Raw genomic sequence first — 23,707 nt, forward strand, 5'->3', positions numbered from 1 at the left:
GCTTATGCGGCCCTTTGTTTTGTCTGGAAAATTTTGTTGCCCGCAACGGCACGGCACTTGCTGTAGAAACCGCCAGAAAAGATGCCATCATTTTAATGGCGTTTGTTGTGGGGGAATTGCCCGTGTCAGCCGTCCTATCGCTTTTGCGCAGCCGCTTGCTGCGGCCCGTATTCATTGCTCTTGGCATTGCTCTTTTGGTGCAAGTGCTGGTGGCCGTCGCCCTGACCCGGAGCACTGTCACAGCACTGGAGGCCGATCTCGCTGTGCGGCTGGGTGTAGATTCGCAACACTTGTCATCTGAACTTGAGCAGGCCAGTCGCGACGTAACGGCCAGTCTCGACAGTCTTTCGCAAAACACCCGTCAGCGCCTCAGCGTTGGTCTGTCTGCCCGACTAAAGGATGAGCAGAAGCAGCTACGTGCGACTTTGGAGAAAGATCTTCACGACTCAGCCACAGACATGGCTGAGCTGCTCGCGGCCGTCGCACCTCGCGCCATGTGGGATGGCGACACCCCGACACTTTCCGAATTCGCACGCCGAGCGCAGCGCAATCCCAACGTGCTGTTCGTCGTGTACGACGATGCCCAAGGTGAGCATCTGACCCGTTATTTGAATCGGGACAATGAGTCGATCAAAACCCTGCTGGCTAAAGGCGAGGGTGATCGGGCCATGGACAAGGTCCTGAATGCCGCGAAGAGCGACCCGTCGGTGTATTACGTCGAAGCTTCGATCAGCCCCAATGGCGTAGAAATTGGCAAAGTGCGCATGGGCGTGTCGACGGTCACAGTCGAAGAAAACCTGGCAGCACTGGACAAGCGATTTACAGCGCTGATCGGTAACGGCGAGCAAATGGTCAGTGAGAGCCTCGCAGGTGCCGCAGCTGAAAGCTCCGCTGCACTGCGTACGCGTCTGCAATCGGCGCAAACCGCTGCTTCAGCGATGTCGAGCAATACCACGGCAACCGTTCAAGAAGCCGCTCAGACTTTGCGCTGGAGAATAGGTCTAGGCTTGGGGCTAATAGGCTTAGGTGTGTTGTTGGTGCTGGCCGTTGTATTAGGGCGTCGCGTGGTCACCAAGCTTCACTTGCTCATCGGCGCGCTGAATGATCTGGCAGCAGGCGAGGGGGATTTGACCAAGCGTGTGAAGCTCAACAGCAATGATGAGATCGGCGATATGGCTGCAGCCGTCAACCGCTTCGTCGACAAGCTGCAGCCTATTGTTCGTGAAGCTGGCGACGTGGCCCAGCAGACCGGTGTGGAAATCGGCGCGTTAAGCAAGCGTAATGCCGGCGCCAGTGCCGCGGCCGAGTTGCAGCGTGATGAAGTGGCTGCAAGTCTCAACGCGCTGGCGCAAATGGCAGACGAAGCACAGTCGGAAAGCCATGCGATGCAGGCCGCGCTCAAGCAGGTGGTAGATATTCGTCAGGCAACCGACGAAACCACGCGCACCTCCAATCAGGTGGGCAATCTCATCGAAGCGCTGGCCGGCCAGGTTGAAACCGGCTCCAAGGTCATTGAGCGTCTTGCCCAGCAGAGCGAGCAGATTGAGGTGGTGCTAGAGGTGATTCACGGTATCGCTGAACAGACCAATCTCCTTGCGCTGAATGCGGCGATCGAGGCCGCACGGGCGGGTGAGACCGGTCGCGGTTTCGCGGTTGTCGCCGATGAGGTACGAGCGCTTGCGAGTAAGACGCAAAGTTCGACGGGTGATATTCAAGCGCATATCGGAGCGCTGCAATCCGGTGCGAAGGAAGCTGTCGCGGCAATCGGGCTGGCAGGGCGTCAGGCCAAGGAAGGTCTGGCTGTACTGCGTGACAGCGCACGACTTCAGCAATCAGTGCAGGTATCGGTCGAGCAAGTCCACGCAGCGATTGGATTGGCGACGCAAGCGGCTGCGCATCAGGCCGAGGGCGCACACAAGGTAAGGGGGCGCGTTGAGGTTATCCACGCCCAGGCCGAGCGTGCGGCGCAGGCGGTCATCGAAACAACTGCGAGCGGTAAAGCGCTGGATAAGCTGGCTGCGCAGCTCAAGGCCAGCCTTGGGCAATTCAGGGCTTGATGATCGTTGTGGGGATTTGCTATCCCCATAACGCACAAAACCGAGCACTAGGCTCGGTTTTGTTTGTTTGGTGCCCAGAAGAAGACTCGAACTTCCACGACCTTGCGGTCACCAGCACCTGAAGCTGGCGTGTCTACCAATTTCACCATCTGGGCAATGCGCTGATTTAATTAGATTTATGGAGTGATTGCAACAGGAATTTGGTATTTGGCGAGCAAGATGGCGCAGTCTTGATGCCATCTGCAGGAGAGAACATGTGCGGCAGGACAATAGCAGGGAGCTGCACAGGCTCAAGATTGATCTACGCTCAGTGTAATCCGATCCATTTGAGTGTTATTTTCAAATGCCAGAAAGCACAAAACCGAGCCTAAGCTCGGTTTCGTTTAATTGGTGCCCAGAAGAAGACTCGAACTTCCACGACCTTGCGGTCACCAGCACCTGAAGCTGGCGTGTCTACCAATTTCACCATCTGGGCAAGTCGTTGATTTCAATCGAAAAAACGGTTGACTTCAACTACAACGTGGCACTGCCGTCGTTGTGGGGCGCATCTTACGGAGGAGATCGGATACTGTAAACCCCCGCTGTGAAATATTTTTTGAAATAGCGAGAACACCCAGCAAATGGTGTCTTCGCGTTTCAATCGGGTATATGCCAAACTAAATGCATACAGATAAGGTGAACTCATTCTAATGGCCGATTGGCAGTCCCTCGATCCCGAGGCCGCTCGTGAAGCGGAAAAATACGAAAACCCTATTCCCAGCCGTGAGCTGATTCTCCAGCATCTTTCCGACCGCGGTTCGCCGGCGAGTCGCGAGCAGTTGGTCGAAGAGTTCGGCTTGACGACTGAAGATCAGTTTGAGGCCTTGCGTCGTCGCCTTCGCGCGATGGAGCGCGATGCTCAACTGATCTATACCCGCCGCGGAACCTACGCGCCGGTCGACAAGCTCGACCTGATCCTGGGCCGCATCAGTGGTCACCGTGATGGCTTCGGTTTCCTGATCCCCGACGACGGCTCCGATGACTTGTTCATGAGTCCGGCTCAAATGCGTCTGGTGTTCGACGGCGATCGTGCCTTGGCCCGCGTCTCCGGCCTCGACCGCCGTGGCCGCCGCGAAGGTGTGGTCGTTGAAGTGATCTCCCGTGCGCACGAAACCATCGTTGGCCGCTATTTCGAAGAAGCCGGCATTGGCTTTGTGATTCCGGACAATCCAAAGATCCAGCAGGAAGTGCTGGTGACACCGGGTCGCAACAACAGCGCCAAGATCGGTCAGTTCGTGGAAGTGAAGATTACTCACTGGCCGACCCCGCGCTTCCAGCCGCAGGGTGATGTGGTTGAAGTAGTGGGCAACTATATGGCGCCCGGCATGGAAATCGATGTCGCGCTGCGCACCTACGACATTCCGCACGTTTGGCCTGAAGCTGTGCTCAAAGAAGCGGCCAAGCTCAAGCCGGAAGTTGAAGACAAAGACAAAGAGAACCGTGTCGACCTGCGCCATCTGCCGTTCGTGACCATCGACGGTGAAGATGCTCGGGACTTTGATGATGCCGTTTACTGCGAAGCCAAGCCCGGCAAACTGCGCTTGTTCTCGGGTGGCTGGAAGCTCTACGTCGCCATCGCCGACGTCTCCAGCTACGTGAAACTTGGCTCGGCGCTGGACGCTGAATCGCAAGTCCGTGGCAACTCGGTGTATTTCCCTGAGCGCGTCGTACCGATGCTGCCGGAGCAGTTGTCCAACGGCCTGTGCTCGCTAAATCCGCATGTCGATCGCTTGGCTATGGTTTGCGAGATGACCATCTCCAAAACCGGCGAGATGACCGACTACGTGTTCTACGAAGCGGTGATTCATTCCCACGCACGCCTGACCTACAACAAGGTCAGCACGATTCTTGAGCATTCGAAAACCGCTGAGGCCAAACAGCTTCGTGGCGAGTACGGCGATGTCGTGCCTGACCTCAAGCAGCTTTACGCGTTGTACAAAGTGCTGCTCGGGGCGCGTCATACTCGTGGTGCAATCGATTTCGAAACGCAGGAAACCCGGATCATCTTCGGTACCGAGCGCAAGATTGCTGAGATTCGACCGACGACGCGTAACGACGCTCACAAGCTGATCGAGGAATGCATGCTGGCGGCGAACGTTGCCACGGCGGAATTCCTCAAGAAGCACGAGATTCCGGCCCTGTATCGCGTTCACGATGGTCCGCCGCCAGAGCGTCTGGAAAAACTGCGCGCGTTCCTGGGTGAGTTGGGCTTGTCCCTGCACAAAGGCAAAGACGGCCCGTCGCCGAAGGATTATCAGGCGTTACTTGAGACCATCAAGGATCGCCCGGACTTCCATCTGATCCAGACCGTGATGCTGCGCTCTCTGAGTCAGGCGGTTTACAGTTCCGACAATCACGGCCACTTCGGTTTGAATTACGAGGCGTATACCCACTTCACCTCGCCAATCCGTCGTTACCCTGACTTGCTTACGCATCGCGCGATCCGCAGTGTCATTCGCTCCAAGCAAGACACGCCGCATGTTCGTCGTGCTGGCGCAACTGTGATCCCGAAAGCGCGCATTTATCCGTACGATGAAGCTGCGCTTGAGCAGTTGGGTGAGCAGTGCTCGATGAGTGAGCGTCGTGCAGACGAAGCCACGCGTGACGTGGTCAATTGGTTGAAGTGCGAGTACATGAAGGACCGCGTGGGTGAGTCGTTCCCGGGCGTGATCACGGCTGTTACCGGCTTTGGTCTGTTCGTTGAGCTGACTGATATCTTCGTCGAAGGTCTGGTCCACGTAACTGCGCTGCCGGGCGATTACTACCACTTCGATCCGGTCCATCATCGTTTGGCTGGGGAGCGCACTGGTCGCAGCTTCCGTCTGGGCGACACCGTGGAGGTGCGCGTCATGCGTGTTGACCTCGACGAGCGCAAGATTGACTTCGAAATGTCGGAAAAGACCACTAGCGCGCCGATCGGCCGCAAGCGTCGTACGTCCGAGCCGACCGCTGCTCCTGCCGAGAAGGAAAAGCCTGCAGCGTCTAATAAATCCGGTCGCCGCAGTTCCCCTGCCAAGGCCAAGGCGCCTGCTGCAACCGAGGCCTATCGGCCGAGCGATGCTGCGGCGAAAAACGCAGAAGTTCGCAAAAGCCGGGAGCTGAAAAAAGCTCTGCTGGCAGACGCGAAGGGCGGTAGCAAGGCACCGTCGGGAAAGTCGAGTAAGGCTGGCGCGGATTCCGCGCCATCCGGCAAATCGAGCAAGCACCGTAAAGGCCCGTCGAAATCGGGCTCCGCTCCTGCTGCCAGTGGCGGCGGAGTGCGTAAACCTAAGGCCAAGTCATGAGTCAGCTGGAAAAAATCTACGGCGTTCATGCCGTAGAAGCGTTATTGCGTCACCACCCCAAGCGGGTTAAGCAGGTCTGGCTGGCGGAGGGTCGTAGTGATCCGCGTGTCCAGGTAATTGTTGAGCTGGCGACGCAGAGCAAAATTGCTGTCGGTCAAGCTGAGCGCCGTGAGATGGACGTCTGGGTTGAGGGCGTTCACCAGGGCGTGGTCGCGGAAGTGAGCCCAAGCCAGGTCTGGGGCGAAGCGATGCTCGATGAGTTACTGGATCGCACCGAAGGCGCGCCACTGATTCTCGTGCTCGACGGTGTTACCGACCCGCATAACCTCGGCGCGTGCCTGCGCACTGCAGATGCGGCGGGCGCGCTGGCTGTTATCGTGCCCAAGGACAAGTCAGCAACTCTGACCCCGACCGTGCGTAAAGTGGCCTGTGGCGCAGCGGAAGTGATTCCTTTGGTTGCCGTGACGAATCTGGCGCGCACCCTGGAAAAACTCCAGCAGCGTGGCCTGTGGGTAGTGGGGACCGCTGGCGAAGCCGAGCTTGAGCTGTATCAGCAAGACCTTACTGGTCCGACGATCCTGATCATGGGTGCGGAGGGCAAGGGCATGCGTCGCTTGACCCGTGAGCATTGTGATTACCTGGTTCGCCTGCCCATGGCGGGAAGTGTCAGCAGCCTGAACGTGTCCGTGGCGACGGGTGTATGCCTGTTTGAAGCTCTGCGTCAGCGCAGCGTCAAGGCCACCGCTTCTCGGAAGTAAGAAGCGGCAAGCTACAAGCCTCAAGCTAAAAGCGGCCCATGCTTAGCTTGTAGCTTGTAGCTTGTAGCTTGTAGCTTGTAGCTTGTAGCTTGTAGCTTGTAGCTTGTAGCTGCCATTGTTCAAATAATCACCAATTGCCTTGCGCCCCTCTCGACCCTTCTCTACAATTGCGCCCCTTGCTGTGACGGCAGGCGCTCACGTGCCTGTCTCTGTGCAAGACAAACCAGTGTTATTCACTCCTTGTCTGACCGCTATATGGCGGCAGGCTACAACCCGTAAGGAGCATTCATGCGTCATTACGAAATCATCTTTCTGGTTCACCCGGACCAGAGCGAGCAAGTCGGCGGCATGGTTGAGCGTTATACCAAGCTGATCGAAGAAGACGGCGGCAAGATCCACCGTCTGGAAGATTGGGGTCGTCGTCAACTGGCCTACGCAATCAACAATGTTCACAAGGCTCACTACGTGATGCTGAACGTTGAATGCACTGGCAAGGCTCTGGCCGAGCTGGAAGACAACTTCCGTTACAACGACGCTGTGATCCGTAACCTTGTCATCCGTCGCGACGAAGCCGTAACCGGTCAGTCCGAAATGCTCAAGGCCGAAGAAAACCGCAGTGAGCGCCGTGAGCGTCGCGACCGTCCTGAGCACTCCGACAGCGCCGATGGCGATGACGGCGACAACAGTGACAACAGCGATAACGCTGACGAGTAATCCACGGACCTTTTGAGGAGCCTATTACATGGCACGTTTCTTCCGTCGTCGTAAATTCTGCCGCTTCACAGCTGAAAACGTGAAGGAGATCGATTACAAAGATCTCAACACTCTGAAAGCTTACGTATCTGAAACCGGCAAGATCGTTCCAAGCCGTATTACTGGTACCAAAGCTCGTTATCAGCGTCAGCTGGCTACCGCTATCAAGCGCGCCCGCTTCCTGGCCCTGCTGGCCTACACCGACAGCCACGGCCGCTGAGACCAGGTAGTCGACAAGCAGTAAGGGATAGATCGCATGCGCGCGTTGGCTGACTTCATCATGCGCGGCCGCATGCAAGCCATCCTCGTGATGGTTGGATGTGCGGCGTTGCCGCTGTTGTTCTGGGTAAGTGCTGCTGCGGGTTGCCTTGTGCTCCTGCGGCGCGGGTTGAGTGATGCCTTTGGCGTCCTCGCCTGGGCGCTGCTACCGGCCTTGGTCTGGTGGTATTTCGGTGAGCCTCGCACCCTTATGGTGTTGCTTGGCTCATTGGGATTGGCTGCAGTGTTACGTGCCAGTGAATCCTGGGTTCGTGTGCTGTTGGTCAGCGTGGCAGTGGGATTGTTGTACGCAGTGATTCTAGGTGCGGTTTTCCGCGAACCTATCGAAGCCATGGCGCTGGAGTTGCAGAAACTCCTGCCGCATGTCCTCGGTGAGGTCTACCAGCAGATGTCGGTAGATGAGCGAGCGCGTCTTGGGGCACTGATTGCACCGGTCCTGAATGGCCTGATAGCGGCTTTGTTGCAAATCGTTAGCGTGTTGTGCCTGCTTCTTGGGCGTTACTGGCAGGCGTTGTTGTACAACCCAGGCGGTTTCGGGCGCGAATTTCGTAGCCTGAAGCTCCCGCGGGTACCGATGCTGGTGCTGTTGGTGTGCATGTTGGTGGGGCCGAATTTCGGTCCGCAGCTGGCAATGTTGACACCGTTGTGCAGCGTGCCGCTGGTATTTGCGGGCCTGGCCCTGATTCACGGGATGGTTGCTGCAAAGCGACTGACCCGGTTCTGGCTGGTGGGGTTGTACGTCACGCTGTTGCTGTTTATGCAGCTGATCTATCCGTTGCTGGTGGTGTTTGCCATCGTCGACAGCCTGATTGATTTTCGCGGCCGGTTGGCGTCGAAAGATGCCGATAACGGTTCTGCGAACGGTGAAGGTTAAAGTTAAGAGGTTATTACCAAATGGAACTGATCCTGCTGGAAAAAATCGCCAACCTGGGCAACCTGGGCGATAAAGTAAACGTTAAGGCCGGTTACGGCCGTAACTACCTGCTGCCTTTCGGCAAAGCGACCGCTGCGACTGCTGCCAACCTGGCTGCATTCGAAGAGCGTCGCGCAGAGCTTGAAAAAGCCGCTGCTGACAAGAAAGCTTCTGCCGAAACGCGCGCTGCCCAACTGGCTGAGCTGGAAGTGACTATCACTGCCACTGCCGGTGACGAAGGCAAGCTGTTCGGTTCGATCGGTACTCACGACATTGCTGACGCCCTGACCGCCTCCGGCGTTGAAGTGGCGAAAAGCGAAGTTCGTCTGCCGAACGGCACTATCCGTAACGTCGGCGAATTCGACGTTGCTGTGCACCTGCACAGCGATGTTGAAGCTACCGTCCGCGTTGTTGTGGTGGCTGCTTAAGCAGTTTGATTCCCGCACGCTTTGTGCGGGAGTCCAAGCGTCTGGCGACTTGTGCGTCAGGCGGTTAACATCGGGCACGATCCTGTCTTCAGGTCGTGCCTTTTGTTTTTCTGCTTCTCCTGATTTCAAACCCCTGATTCTGTGTGGCCATGAACGATATCTCCGCCCCCGAGCAATACGACCTACAAACCGCTGCCCTGAAGGTGCCGCCGCATTCCATCGAGGCCGAACAAGCCGTGCTCGGTGGTCTGATGCTGGACAACAACGCCTGGGAACGTGTGTTGGATCAGGTCTCGGATGGCGATTTCTATCGACATGACCACCGCTTGATCTTCCGCGCCATCGCTAAGCTGGCTGATCAGAACAGCCCTATCGACGTCGTAACCCTCGCTGAGCAGTTGGACAAGGAAGGTCAGACCTCGCAGGTCGGCGGCCTTGGCTACCTCAGCGAGCTGGCAAGAAACATTCCCTCGGTCGCCAACATCAAGGCCTATGCGCAGATCGTCCGCGAGCGAGCGACCCTGCGGCAGTTGATCGGCATCAGCGCCGAAATCGCTGACAGCGCGTTTAATCCCGAAGGTCGCTCTGGCGCCGAAATCCTTGATGAGGCCGAGCGGCAGATCTTTCAGATTGCCGAAGCACGGCCCAAGACAGGTGGTCCGGTCAGTGTGAATGACCTGCTGACAAAGGCCATTGATCGTATCGACACGTTGTTCAATACCGACAACGCGATCACCGGCTTATCTACCGGCTACACCGATCTCGACGGCATGACCAGCGGGTTGCAGCCGTCCGACCTGATCATCGTCGCCGGCCGTCCATCGATGGGTAAAACGACGTTTGCCATGAACCTTGTGGAGAACGCGGTCCTGCGTAGCGACAAGGCGGTCTTGGTTTACTCGCTGGAGATGCCAGGCGAATCGCTGATCATGCGGATGCTCTCGTCGTTGGGCCGTATCGATCAGACCAAGGTCCGTGCGGGCCGTCTTGAAGACGACGATTGGCCCCGCCTGACATCGGCGGTCAATCTGCTCAATGACCGAAAGCTGTTCATCGATGACACGGCGGGGATCAGCCCTTCGGAAATGCGCGCGCGCACCCGGCGTCTTGTGCGTGAGCATGGCGAAATCGGCCTGATCATGATCGACTACCTGCAATTGATGCAGATCCCGGGTTCCGGTGGTGATAACCGAACCAACGAGATTTCCGAAATTTCTCGATCGTTGAAAGCGCTCGCCAAGGAATTCAACTGCCCGGTTGTCGCCTTGTCGCAGCTCAACCGCTCCCTGGAACAGCGCCCGAACAAACGTCCGATCAACTCCGACCTTCGGGAATCCGGAGCGATCGAGCAGGATGCGGACGTCATTATGTTCGTGTACCGGGATGAGGTTTATCACCCGGAGACCGAGCACAAAGGCATCGCCGAGATCATCATCGGCAAGCAGCGTAACGGCCCAATCGGCACGGCGCGTCTGGCGTTCATCGGCAAGTACACTCGTTTCGAGAACCTGGCACCGGGCAGTTACAACTTCGACGACGAGTAATCCATCCCGTATCTGTAGGAGCCAACTTGTTGGCGAGACGCCTTGTCAGGCAATGCAAGTGCGTCGGCTGGAATTTTGTCTCGAGAACAAGTTCGCTCCTACAGGGATGGTGCGACGCCTCAATTTCCGACCACCATCGTCGGACTTGATCAAAATTTGTGCTATATTCCGCGCCCGCGATTTTCCAACGTGCAAACACGTAGGTCCTGACATGCAAGCAGCCAAGCCGTTATTTGACTATCCGAAGTACTGGGCCGAATGTTTCGGGCCAGCGCCGTTCCTGCCGATGAGTCGGGAAGAAATGGATCAGCTTGGCTGGGATTCCTGCGACATCATCATTGTCACCGGTGATGCATACGTCGATCACCCGTCGTTCGGCATGGCGATCATTGGCCGGCTGCTGGAGTCGCAAGGCTTCCGCGTCGGGATCATCGCGCAGCCGAACTGGCAGTCCAAAGACGATTTCATGAAGCTCGGTGAGCCGAATCTGTTCTTCGGCGTCGCGGCTGGCAACATGGACTCCATGATCAACCGCTACACCGCCGACAAGAAAATCCGTTCCGATGATGCTTACACTCCCGGCGGCATGGCCGGCAAGCGTCCGGATCGCGCGAGCCTGGTTTATAGCCAGCGCTGCAAAGAGGCCTACAAGCATGTGCCGATTGTCCTGGGTGGCATCGAAGCGTCGTTGCGCCGCATCGCCCACTACGATTACTGGCAGGACAAGGTCCGCAACTCGATTCTGATCGACGCCGCCGCCGACATTCTTTTGTACGGCAACGCCGAGCGGGCGATCGTCGAAGTTGCGCAGCGCCTGTCCTACGGTCACAAGATCGAAGACATCACCGATGTGCGCGGCACCGCGTTCATTCGTCGCGACACGCCGGCAGGCTGGTACGAAGTCGACTCCACGCGCATTGACCGTCCGGGCAAGGTCGACAAGATCATCAACCCGTACGTCAACACCCAAGACACCGAAGCCTGCGCCATCGAGCAAGATAAAGGCCCGCTTGAGGACCCGAACGAAGCTAAAGTCGTTCAGATTCTCGCCAGCCCGCGCATGACCCGTGACAAGACGGTCATTCGTCTGCCGTCCATGGAAAAAGTGCGTAACGACTCGGTGCTGTACGCCCACGCCAACCGCGTGCTCCACCTGGAAACCAACCCCGGCAACGCTCGGGCATTGGTCCAGAAGCACGGCGAAGTCGATGTCTGGTTCAATCCGCCACCGATTCCCATGACCACCGAAGAAATGGACTACGTGTTCGGCATGCCGTACGCACGTGTCCCGCATCCTGCGTACGGCAAGGAAAAAATCCCTGCCTACGACATGATCCGTTTCTCGGTGAACATCATGCGCGGCTGCTTCGGCGGCTGTACCTTCTGCTCGATCACTGAGCACGAAGGCCGGATCATCCAGAACCGTTCCGAAGAATCGATCATTCGCGAGATCGAAGAGATCCGCGACAAGGTTCCGGGCTTCACCGGCGTCATTTCCGACCTCGGCGGACCGACCGCGAACATGTATCGCATTGCGTGCAAGAGCCCGGAAATCGAATCCGCCTGCCGCAAGCCATCGTGCGTGTTCCCCGGCATCTGCCCGAACCTGAACACCGATCACTCGTCGTTGATTCAGTTGTACCGCAGCGCCCGTGCCTTGCCTGGGGTGAAAAAGATTCTGATCGCCTCCGGTCTGCGTTACGACCTTGCCGTCGAGTCACCGGAATACGTGAAAGAGCTGGTAACCCACCATGTTGGTGGTTACTTGAAGATCGCCCCGGAACACACCGAGGAAGGTCCGCTCAATCAGATGATGAAGCCGGGCATTGGCAGCTATGACAAGTTCAAGCGCATGTTCGAGAAGTACACCAAGGAAGCAGGCAAAGAGCAGTACCTGATTCCTTACTTCATCGCGGCCCACCCGGGTACTACCGACGAGGACATGATGAACCTCGCGCTGTGGCTCAAGGGCAATGGCTTCCGTGCTGACCAAGTGCAGGCGTTCTATCCGTCGCCGATGGCCACGGCCACTGCGATGTACCACTCGGGTAAAAACCCGCTGCGCAAGGTCACGTACAAAAGTGATTCGGTCACCATCGTCAAGAGTGAAGAGCAGCGCCGTCTGCACAAGGCTTTCCTGCGCTATCACGATCCGAAAGGCTGGCCGATGCTGCGTGAGGCTCTTGTACGCATGGGCCGTTCCGACCTGATCGGCTCGGGCAAGAATCAGCTGATCCCGCAGCATCAGCCAGAAACCGACAGCTACCAGAGCGCTCGTCGCAAGAACTCCACGCCATCCGGTAGCCACAAGGTCGGCAAGACCACGCTGATTCAAACCCAGCACACCGGCCTGCCACCGCGCGCCAGCGACGGCAGCAAACCGTGGGACAAGCGCGAAGAAGCAAAAGCTGCGGCGATGGCCCGTAACAAGCAAGCCGCCAAAGAGCGCATGGACGCGGCAAAGGGAGGCAAACCCAACGGCAAGCCTCCGCGTAAGCCGGTCTTCCCGCGCTAAACCTTCAAGCAGTAAATAAAAACGCCAACTTACGAGTTGGCGTTTTGCTTTTCGGATTTTGAAGTTGATCCAGGGCACTACAGGAAGAAGGGGAGCAATCCTACGTAGTACCGAACCTTTTCCTACAGTTCTTGGGTCGCCGACTACCTATTCTCTCTGCTCCACGATTCAGCAAGGAACAGGGATGAACTCGGTAAACGTGCAAACGGATGCGGTTGCGGTATGCGAGGCGGTGAGCCAGTCATGAGGCCGTTAGAGTACTTGTTATTCTCGCGACACTACTTCCCGACCTTCATGGGCGGGATATTTTTGACGCTTCTCTCACTAGTCACTGCCGAATCACTGGTTCTTGATGCTTATTTCATAGATGTACCTATAGAAGTCAGCGCGATTTGGCTATTCGCAGTGCTGATGGGTGTGACAGTTGTGATATGCACCTGCCATTTTTTTCTGGTGTATGGACGACCGCAGTGGGTCTGGGGCGTAATTTTCGTTTTCCTTGGTTGCCTGCTGGCGGTACTGCCAACCATTGAGCACAGGCCGCACAAAGTCCTCTATACCTTGGGTGTGCTTTTTCCGCTGCTTGGGTTGCTGAACCTAAATTCAAATCGCCATCGGGAATTCCGTAAAATTGTTGTCGTCGTCCGTTATAAACGCGAGCGTTACCTAGGAATTCGCAGAGCGCGAATACGCCGCATAAAACGTGAACGCTGCAAATAACCCCACCCGCCTCATTTCCGTGCGACCCTTGCACGGTCGGTCGCCGCTGGCGCGATTTTGGTGCTGTGCTTAGCTGAGCGGGCAGCATCTTTGCCGGAGCCGCAGGTGCTTTGCCCGGATGGCATAAGTCTTGCGCGGCTCCGTTACCGTTTAGGCTCGCAGGAGGCACGCCGTGTCGATTCATATTGCCTTGCACCACGTTACGCATTACCGCTATGAACGAGCGGTAGAACTGGGTCCGCAAATCGTACGCCTGCGTCCAGCGGCGCACAGCCGCACGCGCGTTCTGTCCTATTCGCTGAAAGTCCTGCCTGAAAACCACTTCATCAACTGGCAGCAAGACCCGCAGGGTAATTATCTGGCGCGGTTGGTCTTCCCTGAAAAGACCACCGAATTTCGGGTCGAAGTTGATTTGGTCGCCGAGATGGCGGTTTTCAATCCGTTCGACTTTTTCCTCGAGCCCTACGCCGACAAGATTCCGTTCACTTACGCCAGTGAAGAGCAGCGCGAGCTTGCGCCGTACCTGGAAAAGCTGCCGCTGACGCCTAAATTTCAGGCGTATCTGAACAGCATCGACCGCACCCCGATTCCCGCAATTGATTTCCTCGTCGGGCTCAACCAGCGTCTGGCGGCGGACATCGGCTACCTGATCCGGATGGAACCGGGCATTCAGACGCCGGAATTCACGTTGGAAAACGCCTCTGGCTCATGCCGTGACTCGGCGTGGCTGCTAGTGCAATTGCTACGGCATCTCGGGATGGCGGCGCGTTTCGTGTCAGGTTATCTGGTGCAGCTCAAAGCCGATGTTCAGGCCCTCGATGGGCCGTCCGGCACCGATGTTGACTTCACTGATCTGCACGCCTGGTGCGAAGTGTATTTGCCCGGCGCAGGCTGGGTAGGTCTTGACGCGACTTCAGGTCTGTTCGCGGGCGAGGGGCACATTCCGCTTGCCTGCAGCCCTGATCCTTCTTCTGCCGCGCCAATCAGCGGGCTGGTTGAGCCGTGCGAAACCGAGTTCAGCCATGAGATGTCGGTAGAACGGATTTGGGAAGCGCCACGCGTCACCAAGCCGTACACCGAAGAGCAATGGCTGGAAATCCAGGCCCTCGGCCGACAGATCGACAGCGATCTGGTGCGCGACGACGTGCGCCTGACCATGGGTGGCGAACCGACGTTTGTGTCCATCGATGATCGCGATGGCGACGAATGGAACACCGCCGCGCTGGGCCCGAAGAAACGCATTCTCTCTGCCGAATTGTTCCAGCGCATGCGCAAGCATTACGCGCCACAGGGGCTGGTGCATTTCGGTCAGGGCAAGTGGTACCCCGGCGAACAATTGCCGCGTTGGTCGCTGAACTGTTTCTGGCGTCGCGACGGTCAGCCGGTGTGGCGAAATACCGCGCTGATCGCTGACGAGCAGCAAGATTACGGCACCGACAGCGAGATGGCCGGGCGTTTTCTGCGCAGCGTCGCCGAGCGCCTGAAGCTGCCGTCGCGATATGTGTTCCCGGCCTTCGAAGATAACTTCTACTACTTGTGGCGCGAAGGTGCGCTGCCGGCAAACGTCAGCGCTCAGGATTCGCGTCTGGAAGACGAACTGGAGCGCGCGCGTCTGCGCAAAGTGTTCTCTCAGGGGCTGGATAAGGTCATCGGTTACGTCATGCCGTTGGCCCGCGATGCCGGTGATGAACACTGGCAAACCGGCCGCTGGTACTTGCGTGATGAGCACTGCCGTCTGGTCCCGGGCGATTCGCCGCTGGGCTATCGCCTGCCGCTGGCGTCCCAGCCGTGGGTCAAGGCTGCTGAGTATCCCTACATCCATCCGACCGATTTCAATCAGGACTTCGCTGACCTGCCCGGTCGTGATGAGCTTAACGCTCAAGTCGATGCACTGACTGAACGTACTGACACCAATGCAGACCGTACTCCGGAAATCGACGAATCTGCCGAGTGGCTGACCCGCACGGCGCTGGGCGCAGAAGTGCGTGGCGGGCGCCTGTACCTGTTCATGCCCCCTCTGGAGGGAGTTGAGGCATATCTGGAGCTGGTCGCTGCTATCGAAGCAACCGCCGAGGAACTGCACTGTCCTGTGCTGCTTGAAGGGTACGAACCGCCACATGATCCGCGCATTTCCAACTTCCGCATCACCCCGGATCCGGGCGTGATCGAAGTCAACGTGCAGCCGTCCGCGACGTGGGACGAGCTGGTTGAGCGCACCGAGTTTCTGTACGAAGAAGCGCGACTGACGCGGCTGACCACGGAAAAATTCATGATTGACGGCCGCCACACCGGCACCGGCGGCGGCAACCACTTCGTCTTGGGTGGCGCGACGCCTGGCGATTCGCCGTTTCTGCGCAGGCCCGATCTACTGCGCAGTCTGCTCAGCTACTGGCACAACCATCCTTCGCTGTCGTACCTGTTTTCCGGCTTGTTCATCGGGCCAACCTCACAGGCGCCACGGGTCGATGAGGCGCGTAACGACTCCTTGTACGAGCTGGAAATCGCCTTCTCGCAAATGCCCAAACCGGGTGAAGAATGTGCGCCTTGGTTGGTGGACCGTCTGCTGCGCAACCTGCTGATCGACGTGACGGGCAATACCCACCGCGCCGAGTTCTGCATCGACAAACTGTATTCGCCGGATGGCGCAACGGGGCGTCTGGGCTTGCTGGAGCTGCGTGCTTTCGAAATGCCGCCCCATGCGCGCATGAGTCTGGCGCAGCAGTTATTACTGCGCGCACTGGTCGCCAAATTCTGGCGCGAACCTTATGCGCCGGCCAAGCTGGCACGCTGGGGTACTGAGCTGCACGACCGCTTCATGCTGCCGCACTTCATCGATCAGGATTTCGCCGACGTCATCACTGACCTTAACGCAGCGGGTTATCCGGTGCGTGCCGAATGGTTCGCGGCGCACCTGGAATTCCGTTTCCCGAAAGTCGGCGACTACGCGGTCAGCGGCATCGAACTTGAGCTGCGTCAGGCCCTCGAGCCTTGGCACGTGCTGGGTGAGGAGGGCGCTGCGGGCGGCGCCGTGCGCTATGTGGATTCATCGCTTGAGCGTTTGCAGTTGAAGGTCAACGGCCTGCCGCCACAACGTTATCAACTGACGTGCAACGGCATTCCGGTGCCATTGCAGCCAACAGGGCGTGTCGGAGAGTTCGTGGCTGGCGTGCGATATCGCGCCTGGCAGCCAGCCAATTGTCTGCAACCGACCATTCCCGTACATGCGCCGTTGATTTTCGACATCGTTGACACCTGGATGCATCGATCTCTGGGCGGCTGCGAGTATCATGTCGCGCATCCAGGTGGTCGCAACTATGAAACGCTGCCGGTCAACGCCAACGAAGCCGAAAGCCGGCGCCTGTCGCGGTTCTTCCGCGTGGGCCACACGCCTGGCAAGTTGGTGATCGAGCCCGTTTCGATCAATGACGAGTTGCCCATGACGCTGGACATGCGTCTGCATTAAAACCGGCCCAGGCAGCCGTCTGAAGTCTTTAAGCTTCAGGCGGCGTGACCCTATGGATGCCGCAAGGAAGCGCTTGAGTCCGTATGTCATTTGCCTGCGCTAACCTGAAGTCTTAATCAGTCGTCTGCCGAGCCCTCCATGCCCGACCTGCTTGACCGCTATCCGCTTTCAGCGGGTACTTACCACGAGATGCTCGATGCCAGCGGCGCTGTCCGCCCGCATTGGCTGCGTCTGTACGAGCACTTGCAACGCAGCACCCCCTCGCAATTGATTCAACGTCAGGCGCTGTTGACCCGGCAAATCCAGGAAAACGGCGTCACTTACAACGTTTATGCCGATCCCAAGGGTGCAGACCGCCCGTGGGAACTGGACCTGCTGCCGCACATGATTCCAGCGCAGGAGTGGCAGCAAGTGTCGGCGGGCATTGCCCAGCGTGCGCGCTTGCTCAACGCCGTTCTGGCTGATCTTTACGGCCCGCAGACGCTGATCGCCGAAGGTCTGCTGCCCGCTGAGCTGGTGTTCGGACATAACAACTTTCTGTGGCCGTGTCAGGGAATGACGCCACCGGAAGGTATTTTTCTGCATATGTACGCCGTGGATCTGGCGCGCACGCCGGATGGTCGTTGGTGGGTCACCGCAGACCGCACACAGGCGCCATCGGGTGCTGGCTATGCGCTGGAGAACCGCCTGATCGTCTCCCGCGCCTTCCCTGAGCTGTATCGCGATCTGGAAGTGCAGCATTTGTCGGGCTTCTTCCGTTCTCTGCAAGAGACGCTGATTCGTCAGGCGCCGAGCAGCAACGAGGCGCCGCTGGTGGTGTTGCTGACGCCGGGGCGTTTCAACGAGAGCTATTTCGAGCATTTGTATCTCGCCGGGCAGCTAGGTTATCCCCTGGTTGAAGGCGGAGACCTGACTGTTCGCGATGCCACGGTTTATCTGAAAACCTTGAGCGGCCTGCGCCGGGTACACGCGATCATGCGCCGGCTTGACGACGACTTCTGCGACCCGCTGGAGCTGCGTACCGATTCGGCGCTCGGCGTGCCTGGCTTGCTGGAAGCCGTGCGCCAGGGCCGGGTGCTGGTGGCGAACGCGCTGGGCAGCGGGGTGCTGGAATCCCCCGGATTGCTGGGCTTCCTGCCTAAGATCAACGAATTTTTGTTCGGCGAAGAACTGATCCTGCCGTCCGTGGCGACTTGGTGGTGCGGGGAACCGCCGGTGCTGGCGCAAGCGCTGGAGAAAATGCCCGAATTGCTGATCAAGCCAGCCTTTCCGTCACAGAGTTTCGCCCCGGTGTTCGGCCGTGATTTAACGGAAGAACAACGTAAGGCGCTGGCCTCTCGCATGCAAGCACGCCCCTACGCCTACGTGGCGCAGGAACTGGCGCAGCTGTCTCAGGCGCCGATCTGGCAATCCAACGACGGCCAGTTGCAACCCCGCGCCATTGGCATGCGGGTCTATGCAGTCGCGGGCGCCGAGGGCTATCGCGTGCTGCCGGGTGGTCTAACCCGCGTGGCGGCAGAAGCTGACGCCGATGTGGTGTCGATGCAGCGAGGCGGTGCGAGTAAGGACACCTGGATTCTCGGTGAGCGTTCCGTTGGCAGCGAGCCGTGGAAGGGGCAGCGCGCACTGGGCGTTCATGATTTGATCCGCCGCGACCCCTATTTGCCGTCGCGGGTGGTGGAAAACCTGTTCTGGTTTGGTCGTTATTGCGAGCGTTGCGATGACGCCGCGCGGCTGCTGCGCATCATGCTGTCGCGCTACGTGGACGGCGACGATGCCCTGGCGCTGCAAGCGGCGGTCGAGCTCGGTGAGCGTCTGCATCTGCTGCCGATGGAAGACGAAAAAGAAGAGGGCCAAGAGCTCAGTGATCGCCTGTTGGAGGCCTTGCTGGGGGACGACTGGCCCTCGAGCTTGCGCTCCAATCTGCAACGTTTGCAGTGGGCGGCGTCGCAGGTGCGTGGCAAGTTGTCCCGGGAAAACTGGCAAGCGCTTGTCGAGCTGCAACGTGAGGCTATGGCGCTGGAAACCGAGGAGCCCGATTTCGGTGAGCTGCTGGATTTCCTCAACCGTCTGGTCATGTCTCTGGCGGCGTTGTCAGGTTTTGCGCTGGATGACATGACTCGCGACGAGGGCTGGCGCTTTTTGATGATCGGTCGGCGCATTGAGCGGCTGCAATTTCTCAGCACCAGCCTGGCGGCGTTTTTGCGCAGCGACGCCGCGCTGGATCAGGCAGGCCTTGAGTGGCTGCTTGAACTGGGCAACAGCAGCATCACCTATCGCTCGCGTTACTTAGCGGTTCCGCAACTGATTCCGGTCCTCGACCTGCTGCTGCTCGATGAGCAAAACCCCCACGCGGTGTTGTTTCAGCTCAAATTGGTGTCGCGTTCGTTGAACCGTTTGAATGAAGACTTCGGCGCGCCACGCGATGCCAGCCTCTCGACGCTGAGTCGGCGCTTGTCAGCGTTCGATCTCGGGACGCTGGAGAATCCGCTGTTTGGCGAAAGCAGTGTGAAGGCGGTACTCGAAGGCTTGGCGGACTTGCTGCAAAACATTGGTGAGGCCAGTGGCTCGGTGTCCGATCGGTTGGCCTTGCGCCACTTTGCTCATGTCGATGACATCAGCCAACGCACGGTGTCTGTCTGATGAGCGCGTATTACCAGATTCTTCACGACACCCATTACCGCTATGACAGCCCGGTTTCTCTGGCGCAGCAGTTGGCGCATCTATGGCCGCGGCAAAGTCCGTGGCAGGTGTGTACTGAGCGCCAATTGCTGATTAATCCCATGCCGACCTGCCGCCGGGATGAGCTGGATGTTTTCGGCAACCCGCTGACGCGACTTGCCTTCGAGCGCCCGCACGATGAGTTGCAGGTCAATGCGCGCATTAGGGTACAAGTGCTCGAGCGTCCGCTGCTCGACTTCAATGAATCGCAGTCCTGGAACAGCACTCAGAGCGCGCTGACGTACAGCGCAAAGCGGGTGTCGGCAGACATTCTCGAGGCGTGTCGTTATCGCTTCGAGTCGCCTTACGTGCATCTCAAACAGTCGTTCGTAGAGTTTTCCGAAAGCTGTTTTCCGCAGGGGCGGCCCGTGCTGCTATGCGCCCAGGCGTTGATGGAAAAAATCTTCAGCGAATTCACTTTCGATGATGAGGCGACCCAGGTAGCGACGCCGTTGGTGGAGGTGCTGGAAACCCGACGTGGCGTGTGTCAGGACTTCGCGCATCTGATGCTGGCCTGCCTGCGTTCGCGGGGGCTGGCGGCGCGATACATCAGCGGCTATCTGCTGACTCAGCCACCGCCCGGTCAACCACGACTGATCGGCGCCGACGCGTCCCATGCATGGGTTTCGGTATTTTGTCCGGTGTTGGGCTGGGTCGATTTCGACCCGACCAATAACATCCAGCCTGCGCTTGAGCACATCAGCCTGGCATGGGGACGGGATTTTTCGGACGTATCGCCGTTGCGGGGGGTGATTCTCGGAGGTGGCAGTCACGACCCGGAAGTGCGGGTGACGGTGATGCCTATAGCAGTATAGCGATGCACCCTTGTAGGAGCGCGCTTGCCCGCGATTGCGGTGTATCAGTCGCCAGTGATGTTGGCTGTGCTGATGTCATCGCGGGCAAGCACGCTCCTACAGTGCAATACGGCCGGTTTTAAGTTCGACCCATGAGCAAAATCAGTTAGGCGTTGTCTCGTCCGGGGTGGTTTCGACCTGACCTTCAACGGTCTCGCCTTCGACAGCCGCTTCGTCCTGCACTGCTTGCTGTTTACGCTGCAGCTTCTCTTCTTTCTTCTGCTCTTTGGCCAAATCTCTCTGACGTTTCGCGAAGGAATAGTTGGGTTTGGCCATGGGCAATCCTCTGGGCAGTAGTGAAGTGTGCTCATTCTGCCTGAGAAAGGCGTTCGGCACACTTAAACGCTGGCAAACGGCACATGGATACTGCTTCGTAAACTGTCAGACAGCCCGCGCCAGACGCCTGTATTCACTGTACGACTGAGGCTCCCTGGCGTAACTTCCGCTCGCGCCACAGGCGTAGGCTGCGAGCAAACTGCGAAAAAGACTACTAAGTTCCATGGCCACTACTCCTAAATGATGATGTCGCCATGGTAGTGCCAGCCCGTAATCTGGGCTGCTTGATTGTCTCGATGGGCCCGATAGAGCACGTCGTAAGTCGGCAATCTTAAATTAGGCGTTGGAAATTGTCTGGAGTTGAGGCAGTCTTTGTATACAAAAATCAAAAGTAACCTTTGGAGATACATGATGATTCGTAAACTGGTAGCTGCATCCCTGCTCACCCTGGTCAGTGGTCACTTGCTGGCAGCAGAATGCTCGGTCGACGTCGACTCGACGGACCAGATGACTTTCAACACCAAAGCTATCGAGATCGACAAAAGCTGCAAGACCTTCACCGTCAACCTCGGACACTCGGGCAGTCTGCCGAAAAACGTCATGGGCCATAACTGGGTCCTGAGCAAAACCGCAGACGCCCAACCCATTGCGACTGACGGTTCGTCCGCCGGGATCGAAAAAAGCTATCTGAAAGAGGGCGATACCCGCGTCATCGCTCACACCAAGATCATCGGTGCTGGGGAAAAGGATTCAGTGAGTTTCGATGTGTCGAAGCTGGAAGCGGGCCAGGATTACACGTTCTTCTGCTCGTTCCCTGGGCACATCAGCATGATGAAAGGTGCTGTGACGCTGAAGTAAAAGAGAGTTCCATTGTCACTTGTGGGAGCGGACTCGTCCGCGAATGCAATTTATCAGACGCAAGATTTGCATCGGACTCGCTGGCCTCTTCGCGGACGAGTCCGCTCCCACAGTTAGTCATAGATTGCAGGCAATCAGCGCTTTGAATCCGTCATTTTGAAAATCCCCTGCGCGTTGCTGCTGTCAAAATTCAGGTCGATCTTCCCACTCTCCGGGTCGACTTTGCGCTGAATGAACTCAACGAACGAGCCCGGCACTTGATGCGGCTGAAGGGTTCCGTTTTCGTCAGCCAATGACCGGGTGACAGTGCAGGCCTTGTACGCCGTCTGCATGACGCGGCCCGACGTCGACACCTCGATGCTGTCTTTCATGGACCGCTCAAGACGAATTTGCTCCTCCACCACGGCTTCCAGATCCACGACACGGTCGGTCAGGTGATTGAAGCTGTTGCCTTCGGTGGCGATCCACGCCATTTCCGCGCTTTCCCCCAATAGCACGCGATAGTCGGTTTCCCGCACGACGCCATGCTGACGGCCAAATGCCCAATAGACCGCCGGGAGCAAGAGCGTGGCTTCTGCCAAGCTGCAATGGCGGGTCAGTTGCAGGCGTTGGAGGATGCTCAGGTGTTCAGCGGCCAAAGGATCGCGGCTTGAGCCAACTACGCGGCTGACAGCGTTCTGGAACGATTCACTCAAGCGACCGGGATGCAGTTCGGAGACGAAGAACTGCGAGATGTCTTCCGGTAGATCCAGCTGGCGATAGCCCCAGCCGGTCATGTTGAGTTTGGTCAGTGGATAAGTGCGCACGTCGGTGAAGCCCAGCGGCTCCAGAATTCGCGAGAACGCTTGGCGACCACGGGGCAATTCGCCGTTTGCGGCCCAGTCCACGGTGCGGATGGCGCCATGATCAAACACCACTTTCCTGCCGTTCTGCGCCTGTTCATCGACATAGCGACGGCCGTCCGGCACCGCTTCAACCAGCTTGTGGAACAGACACAGGTTCAGCGCTTCGGCCAGCCACACGCGATGGATAGCGTCTTCGCTCCAGGCAAAAGAGTGCAAGCCGTCCGGGACTTCGACGTGATCGTATAGCCAATCGGCCGCAGGCTGGCCGACGGTCGATGCAACAAGAGAAAACAGGCCTTGGAAAGACGGCATGGGCAGCGGCTCTGACTATGAAAGTTAGGCCGCTATCTAAGCCCCGAAGACGAACCTCGACAAGCGAAAAAAATCGACGGGGTCATTCCAATTTCTATTGAACCGCGTGTTACCTCTGTAGGAGCGCGCTTGCCCGCGATTGCAATTGGTCAGACACCATAGATGTGACCGGCGAACCGCAATCGCGGGCAAGCGCGCTCCTACAAAAGGGAGCTCTCTTCACGGGGCGTACGGCAAATCCCGCTTGTGCTGGGTCTTGCGGTACGTATTGACGATGATGTCGAACGCTTCCTGGCGCAACGGCTCGCCATGCAGGAAGGCATCGATCTCAGCGTAGGTCACACCGTGGGAGGCTTCGTCCGGTTTGCCGGGAACCAGGTCTTCCAGGTCAGCAGTCGGAATTTTCTCAACCAGGTTCTCGGGGGCGCCAAAACTGCGAGCAATTGCGCGGACCTGGTTCTTCACCAGGCCGCTCAGTGGTGCGAGGTCGCAAGCGCCGTCACCGAACTTGGTGAAGAAGCCCATCACCGCTTCCGCTGCATGATCCGTCCCGATCACCAACCCGCCGCGTACACCCGCGATGGTGTACTGCGCGACCATGCGCGTACGCGCCTTAATATTGCCTTTGACGAAATCGACAGCAGCGTCTGACTGGCCCTCGAAAGCCTTCACCTGCTCCACCAGCCCTTTGACTGACGGCGCGATGTCCACGGTGTGGCGCTCGTCCGGGTTAATGAAGTCAACCGAAGCGGTAGCCTCATGTTCGTCGTGCTGAATGTGATACGGCAGGCGCACGGCGATGAACTGATAGCCCTTGTCGCCGGTACTCTCGCGCAGTTCGTTCACCGCACGTTGCGCCAGCAGGCCTGCGGTCAGCGAATCGACGCCGCCGCTGATGCCCAATACCAGCACCTTCAGGCGAGAAGCCTGCAGGCGCTCCTTGATGAACTGGATGCGACGTGCGACCTCGGCTTCAAGCTCGCCTGGATTGGCAAACGGCGCCTGAACGTTGAGCTCTTTTGCGATCTCGAGCTGTACGGCTTGCATGATTTACTCCTTATGCAGAAGAAGAAAAATAGGCATATCAA

17 protein-coding genes and 2 tRNA genes are annotated in these 23,707 nt (G+C 58.0%); 14 read left to right on the forward strand and 5 right to left on the reverse strand.

What is annotated here, in order from left to right:
- Positions 1-122: 122 nt before the first annotated feature.
- Complete coding sequence (locus ACWKV9_RS11550; RefSeq protein WP_483836247.1) at positions 123-2,057, forward strand: methyl-accepting chemotaxis protein; 1,935 nt, start codon at positions 123-125, stop codon at positions 2,055-2,057.
- A gap of 68 nt (positions 2,058-2,125) precedes the next feature.
- On the opposite strand, the gene ACWKV9_RS11555 is transcribed toward ACWKV9_RS11550, so the two are convergent.
- Positions 2,126-2,212, reverse strand: a tRNA-Leu gene (locus ACWKV9_RS11555).
- Positions 2,213-2,445: 233 nt separating this feature from the next.
- A tRNA-Leu gene (locus ACWKV9_RS11560) sits at positions 2,446-2,532 on the reverse strand.
- Positions 2,533-2,746: 214 nt separating this feature from the next.
- Here ACWKV9_RS11560 and rnr point away from each other — a divergent pair.
- The 12 genes from rnr to ACWKV9_RS11620 all read left to right on the forward strand — a co-directional run bounded on the left by rnr (position 2,747) and on the right by ACWKV9_RS11620 (position 20,289).
- Entirely contained in the window at positions 2,747-5,380 is a 2,634-nt protein-coding gene (gene rnr, locus ACWKV9_RS11565) for a ribonuclease R (protein ID WP_483836248.1), read from the forward strand.
- Complete coding sequence (rlmB, locus tag ACWKV9_RS11570) at positions 5,377-6,138, forward strand: 23S rRNA (guanosine(2251)-2'-O)-methyltransferase RlmB (protein ID WP_483836249.1); 762 nt, start codon at positions 5,377-5,379, stop codon at positions 6,136-6,138. The genes rnr and rlmB overlap by 4 nt, the downstream gene beginning before the upstream one ends.
- 288 nt (positions 6,139-6,426) lie before the next feature.
- Complete coding sequence (rpsF, locus tag ACWKV9_RS11575) at positions 6,427-6,852, forward strand: 30S ribosomal protein S6 (protein WP_122851041.1); 426 nt, start codon at positions 6,427-6,429, stop codon at positions 6,850-6,852.
- 28 nt (positions 6,853-6,880) lie between these two features.
- Positions 6,881-7,111 carry a 30S ribosomal protein S18 gene (rpsR, locus tag ACWKV9_RS11580; protein ID WP_037015707.1) on the forward strand — a complete coding sequence of 77 codons (231 nt, stop codon included), beginning with the start codon at positions 6,881-6,883 and terminating at the stop codon, positions 7,109-7,111.
- A gap of 36 nt (positions 7,112-7,147) precedes the next feature.
- Positions 7,148-8,044 carry a YybS family protein gene (locus ACWKV9_RS11585; protein ID WP_483836250.1) on the forward strand — a complete coding sequence of 299 codons (897 nt, stop codon included), beginning with the start codon at positions 7,148-7,150 and terminating at the stop codon, positions 8,042-8,044.
- A gap of 20 nt (positions 8,045-8,064) precedes the next feature.
- On the forward strand, positions 8,065-8,511 hold the full coding sequence (gene rplI / locus ACWKV9_RS11590; RefSeq protein WP_331188868.1) for a 50S ribosomal protein L9: 447 nt from the start codon (positions 8,065-8,067) through the stop codon (positions 8,509-8,511).
- 149 nt (positions 8,512-8,660) lie between these two features.
- Positions 8,661-10,055 (forward strand): replicative DNA helicase, encoded by a 1,395-nt coding sequence (dnaB, locus tag ACWKV9_RS11595; RefSeq protein ID WP_268799322.1) that lies wholly within the window; start codon positions 8,661-8,663, stop codon positions 10,053-10,055.
- Between the two features lie 211 nt (positions 10,056-10,266).
- Positions 10,267-12,570 (forward strand): YgiQ family radical SAM protein, encoded by a 2,304-nt coding sequence (locus tag ACWKV9_RS11600; RefSeq protein ID WP_483836251.1) that lies wholly within the window; start codon positions 10,267-10,269, stop codon positions 12,568-12,570.
- A 243-nt stretch (positions 12,571-12,813) separates the two neighbouring features.
- Entirely contained in the window at positions 12,814-13,290 is a 477-nt protein-coding gene (locus ACWKV9_RS11605; RefSeq protein ID WP_483836252.1) for a hypothetical protein, read from the forward strand.
- A 172-nt stretch (positions 13,291-13,462) separates the two neighbouring features.
- Positions 13,463-16,753 carry a transglutaminase family protein gene (locus tag ACWKV9_RS11610; protein ID WP_483836253.1) on the forward strand — a complete coding sequence of 1,097 codons (3,291 nt, stop codon included), beginning with the start codon at positions 13,463-13,465 and terminating at the stop codon, positions 16,751-16,753.
- Positions 16,754-16,891: 138 nt separating this feature from the next.
- A complete protein-coding gene (locus ACWKV9_RS11615; RefSeq protein WP_483836254.1) occupies positions 16,892-19,396 on the forward strand; it encodes a circularly permuted type 2 ATP-grasp protein in 2,505 nt (834 codons plus the stop codon).
- Entirely contained in the window at positions 19,396-20,289 is an 894-nt protein-coding gene (locus ACWKV9_RS11620; protein ID WP_483836255.1) for a transglutaminase family protein, read from the forward strand. Before ACWKV9_RS11615 ends, ACWKV9_RS11620 begins: the two co-directional genes overlap by 1 nt.
- A gap of 141 nt (positions 20,290-20,430) precedes the next feature.
- Here the strand turns inward: ACWKV9_RS11620 and ACWKV9_RS11625 are convergent, their stop codons facing one another.
- Complete coding sequence (locus tag ACWKV9_RS11625) at positions 20,431-20,604, reverse strand: hypothetical protein (protein ID WP_483836256.1); 174 nt, start codon at positions 20,602-20,604, stop codon at positions 20,431-20,433.
- A gap of 411 nt (positions 20,605-21,015) precedes the next feature.
- On the opposite strand from ACWKV9_RS11625, the gene azu reads away from it, so the two are divergent.
- Positions 21,016-21,462 carry an azurin gene (azu, locus tag ACWKV9_RS11630; RefSeq protein WP_483836405.1) on the forward strand — a complete coding sequence of 149 codons (447 nt, stop codon included), beginning with the start codon at positions 21,016-21,018 and terminating at the stop codon, positions 21,460-21,462.
- Between the two features lie 134 nt (positions 21,463-21,596).
- Here azu and ACWKV9_RS11635 read toward each other — a convergent pair whose 3' ends face one another.
- Together ACWKV9_RS11635 and nadE are read right to left on the reverse strand one after the other, a co-directional pair.
- Positions 21,597-22,619: a 2-oxoadipate dioxygenase/decarboxylase family protein gene (locus ACWKV9_RS11635; protein ID WP_483836257.1), complete on the reverse strand. Its 1,023-nt coding sequence runs from the start codon at positions 22,617-22,619 to the stop codon at positions 21,597-21,599.
- 219 nt (positions 22,620-22,838) lie between these two features.
- The gene (gene nadE, locus ACWKV9_RS11640; RefSeq protein ID WP_483836258.1) at positions 22,839-23,666 is read right to left on the reverse strand and encodes an NAD(+) synthase; all 828 of its coding nucleotides are present in this window, start codon (positions 23,664-23,666) and stop codon (positions 22,839-22,841) included.
- Between the last annotated feature and the right edge of the window lie 41 nt (positions 23,667-23,707).

Source organism: Pseudomonas corni (assembly GCF_057128765.1).

Coding starts and splice junctions, on each gene's coding strand:
- rnr (WP_483836248.1), top strand. CDS start 2,747: ATGGCCGATTGGCAGTCCCTCGATCCCGAGGCCGCTCGTGAAGCGGAA.
- rlmB (WP_483836249.1), top strand. CDS start 5,377: ATGAGTCAGCTGGAAAAAATCTACGGCGTTCATGCCGTAGAAGCGTTA.
- rpsF (WP_122851041.1), top strand. CDS start 6,427: ATGCGTCATTACGAAATCATCTTTCTGGTTCACCCGGACCAGAGCGAG.
- rpsR (WP_037015707.1), top strand. CDS start 6,881: ATGGCACGTTTCTTCCGTCGTCGTAAATTCTGCCGCTTCACAGCTGAA.
- ACWKV9_RS11585 (WP_483836250.1), top strand. CDS start 7,148: ATGCGCGCGTTGGCTGACTTCATCATGCGCGGCCGCATGCAAGCCATC.
- rplI (WP_331188868.1), top strand. CDS start 8,065: ATGGAACTGATCCTGCTGGAAAAAATCGCCAACCTGGGCAACCTGGGC.
- dnaB (WP_268799322.1), top strand. CDS start 8,661: ATGAACGATATCTCCGCCCCCGAGCAATACGACCTACAAACCGCTGCC.
- ACWKV9_RS11600 (WP_483836251.1), top strand. CDS start 10,267: ATGCAAGCAGCCAAGCCGTTATTTGACTATCCGAAGTACTGGGCCGAA.
- ACWKV9_RS11605 (WP_483836252.1), top strand. CDS start 12,814: ATGAGGCCGTTAGAGTACTTGTTATTCTCGCGACACTACTTCCCGACC.
- ACWKV9_RS11615 (WP_483836254.1), top strand. CDS start 16,892: ATGCCCGACCTGCTTGACCGCTATCCGCTTTCAGCGGGTACTTACCAC.
- ACWKV9_RS11620 (WP_483836255.1), top strand. CDS start 19,396: ATGAGCGCGTATTACCAGATTCTTCACGACACCCATTACCGCTATGAC.
- ACWKV9_RS11625 (WP_483836256.1), bottom strand. CDS start 20,604: ATGGCCAAACCCAACTATTCCTTCGCGAAACGTCAGAGAGATTTGGCC.
- azu (WP_483836405.1), top strand. CDS start 21,016: ATGATTCGTAAACTGGTAGCTGCATCCCTGCTCACCCTGGTCAGTGGT.
- ACWKV9_RS11635 (WP_483836257.1), bottom strand. CDS start 22,619: ATGCCGTCTTTCCAAGGCCTGTTTTCTCTTGTTGCATCGACCGTCGGC.
- nadE (WP_483836258.1), bottom strand. CDS start 23,666: ATGCAAGCCGTACAGCTCGAGATCGCAAAAGAGCTCAACGTTCAGGCG.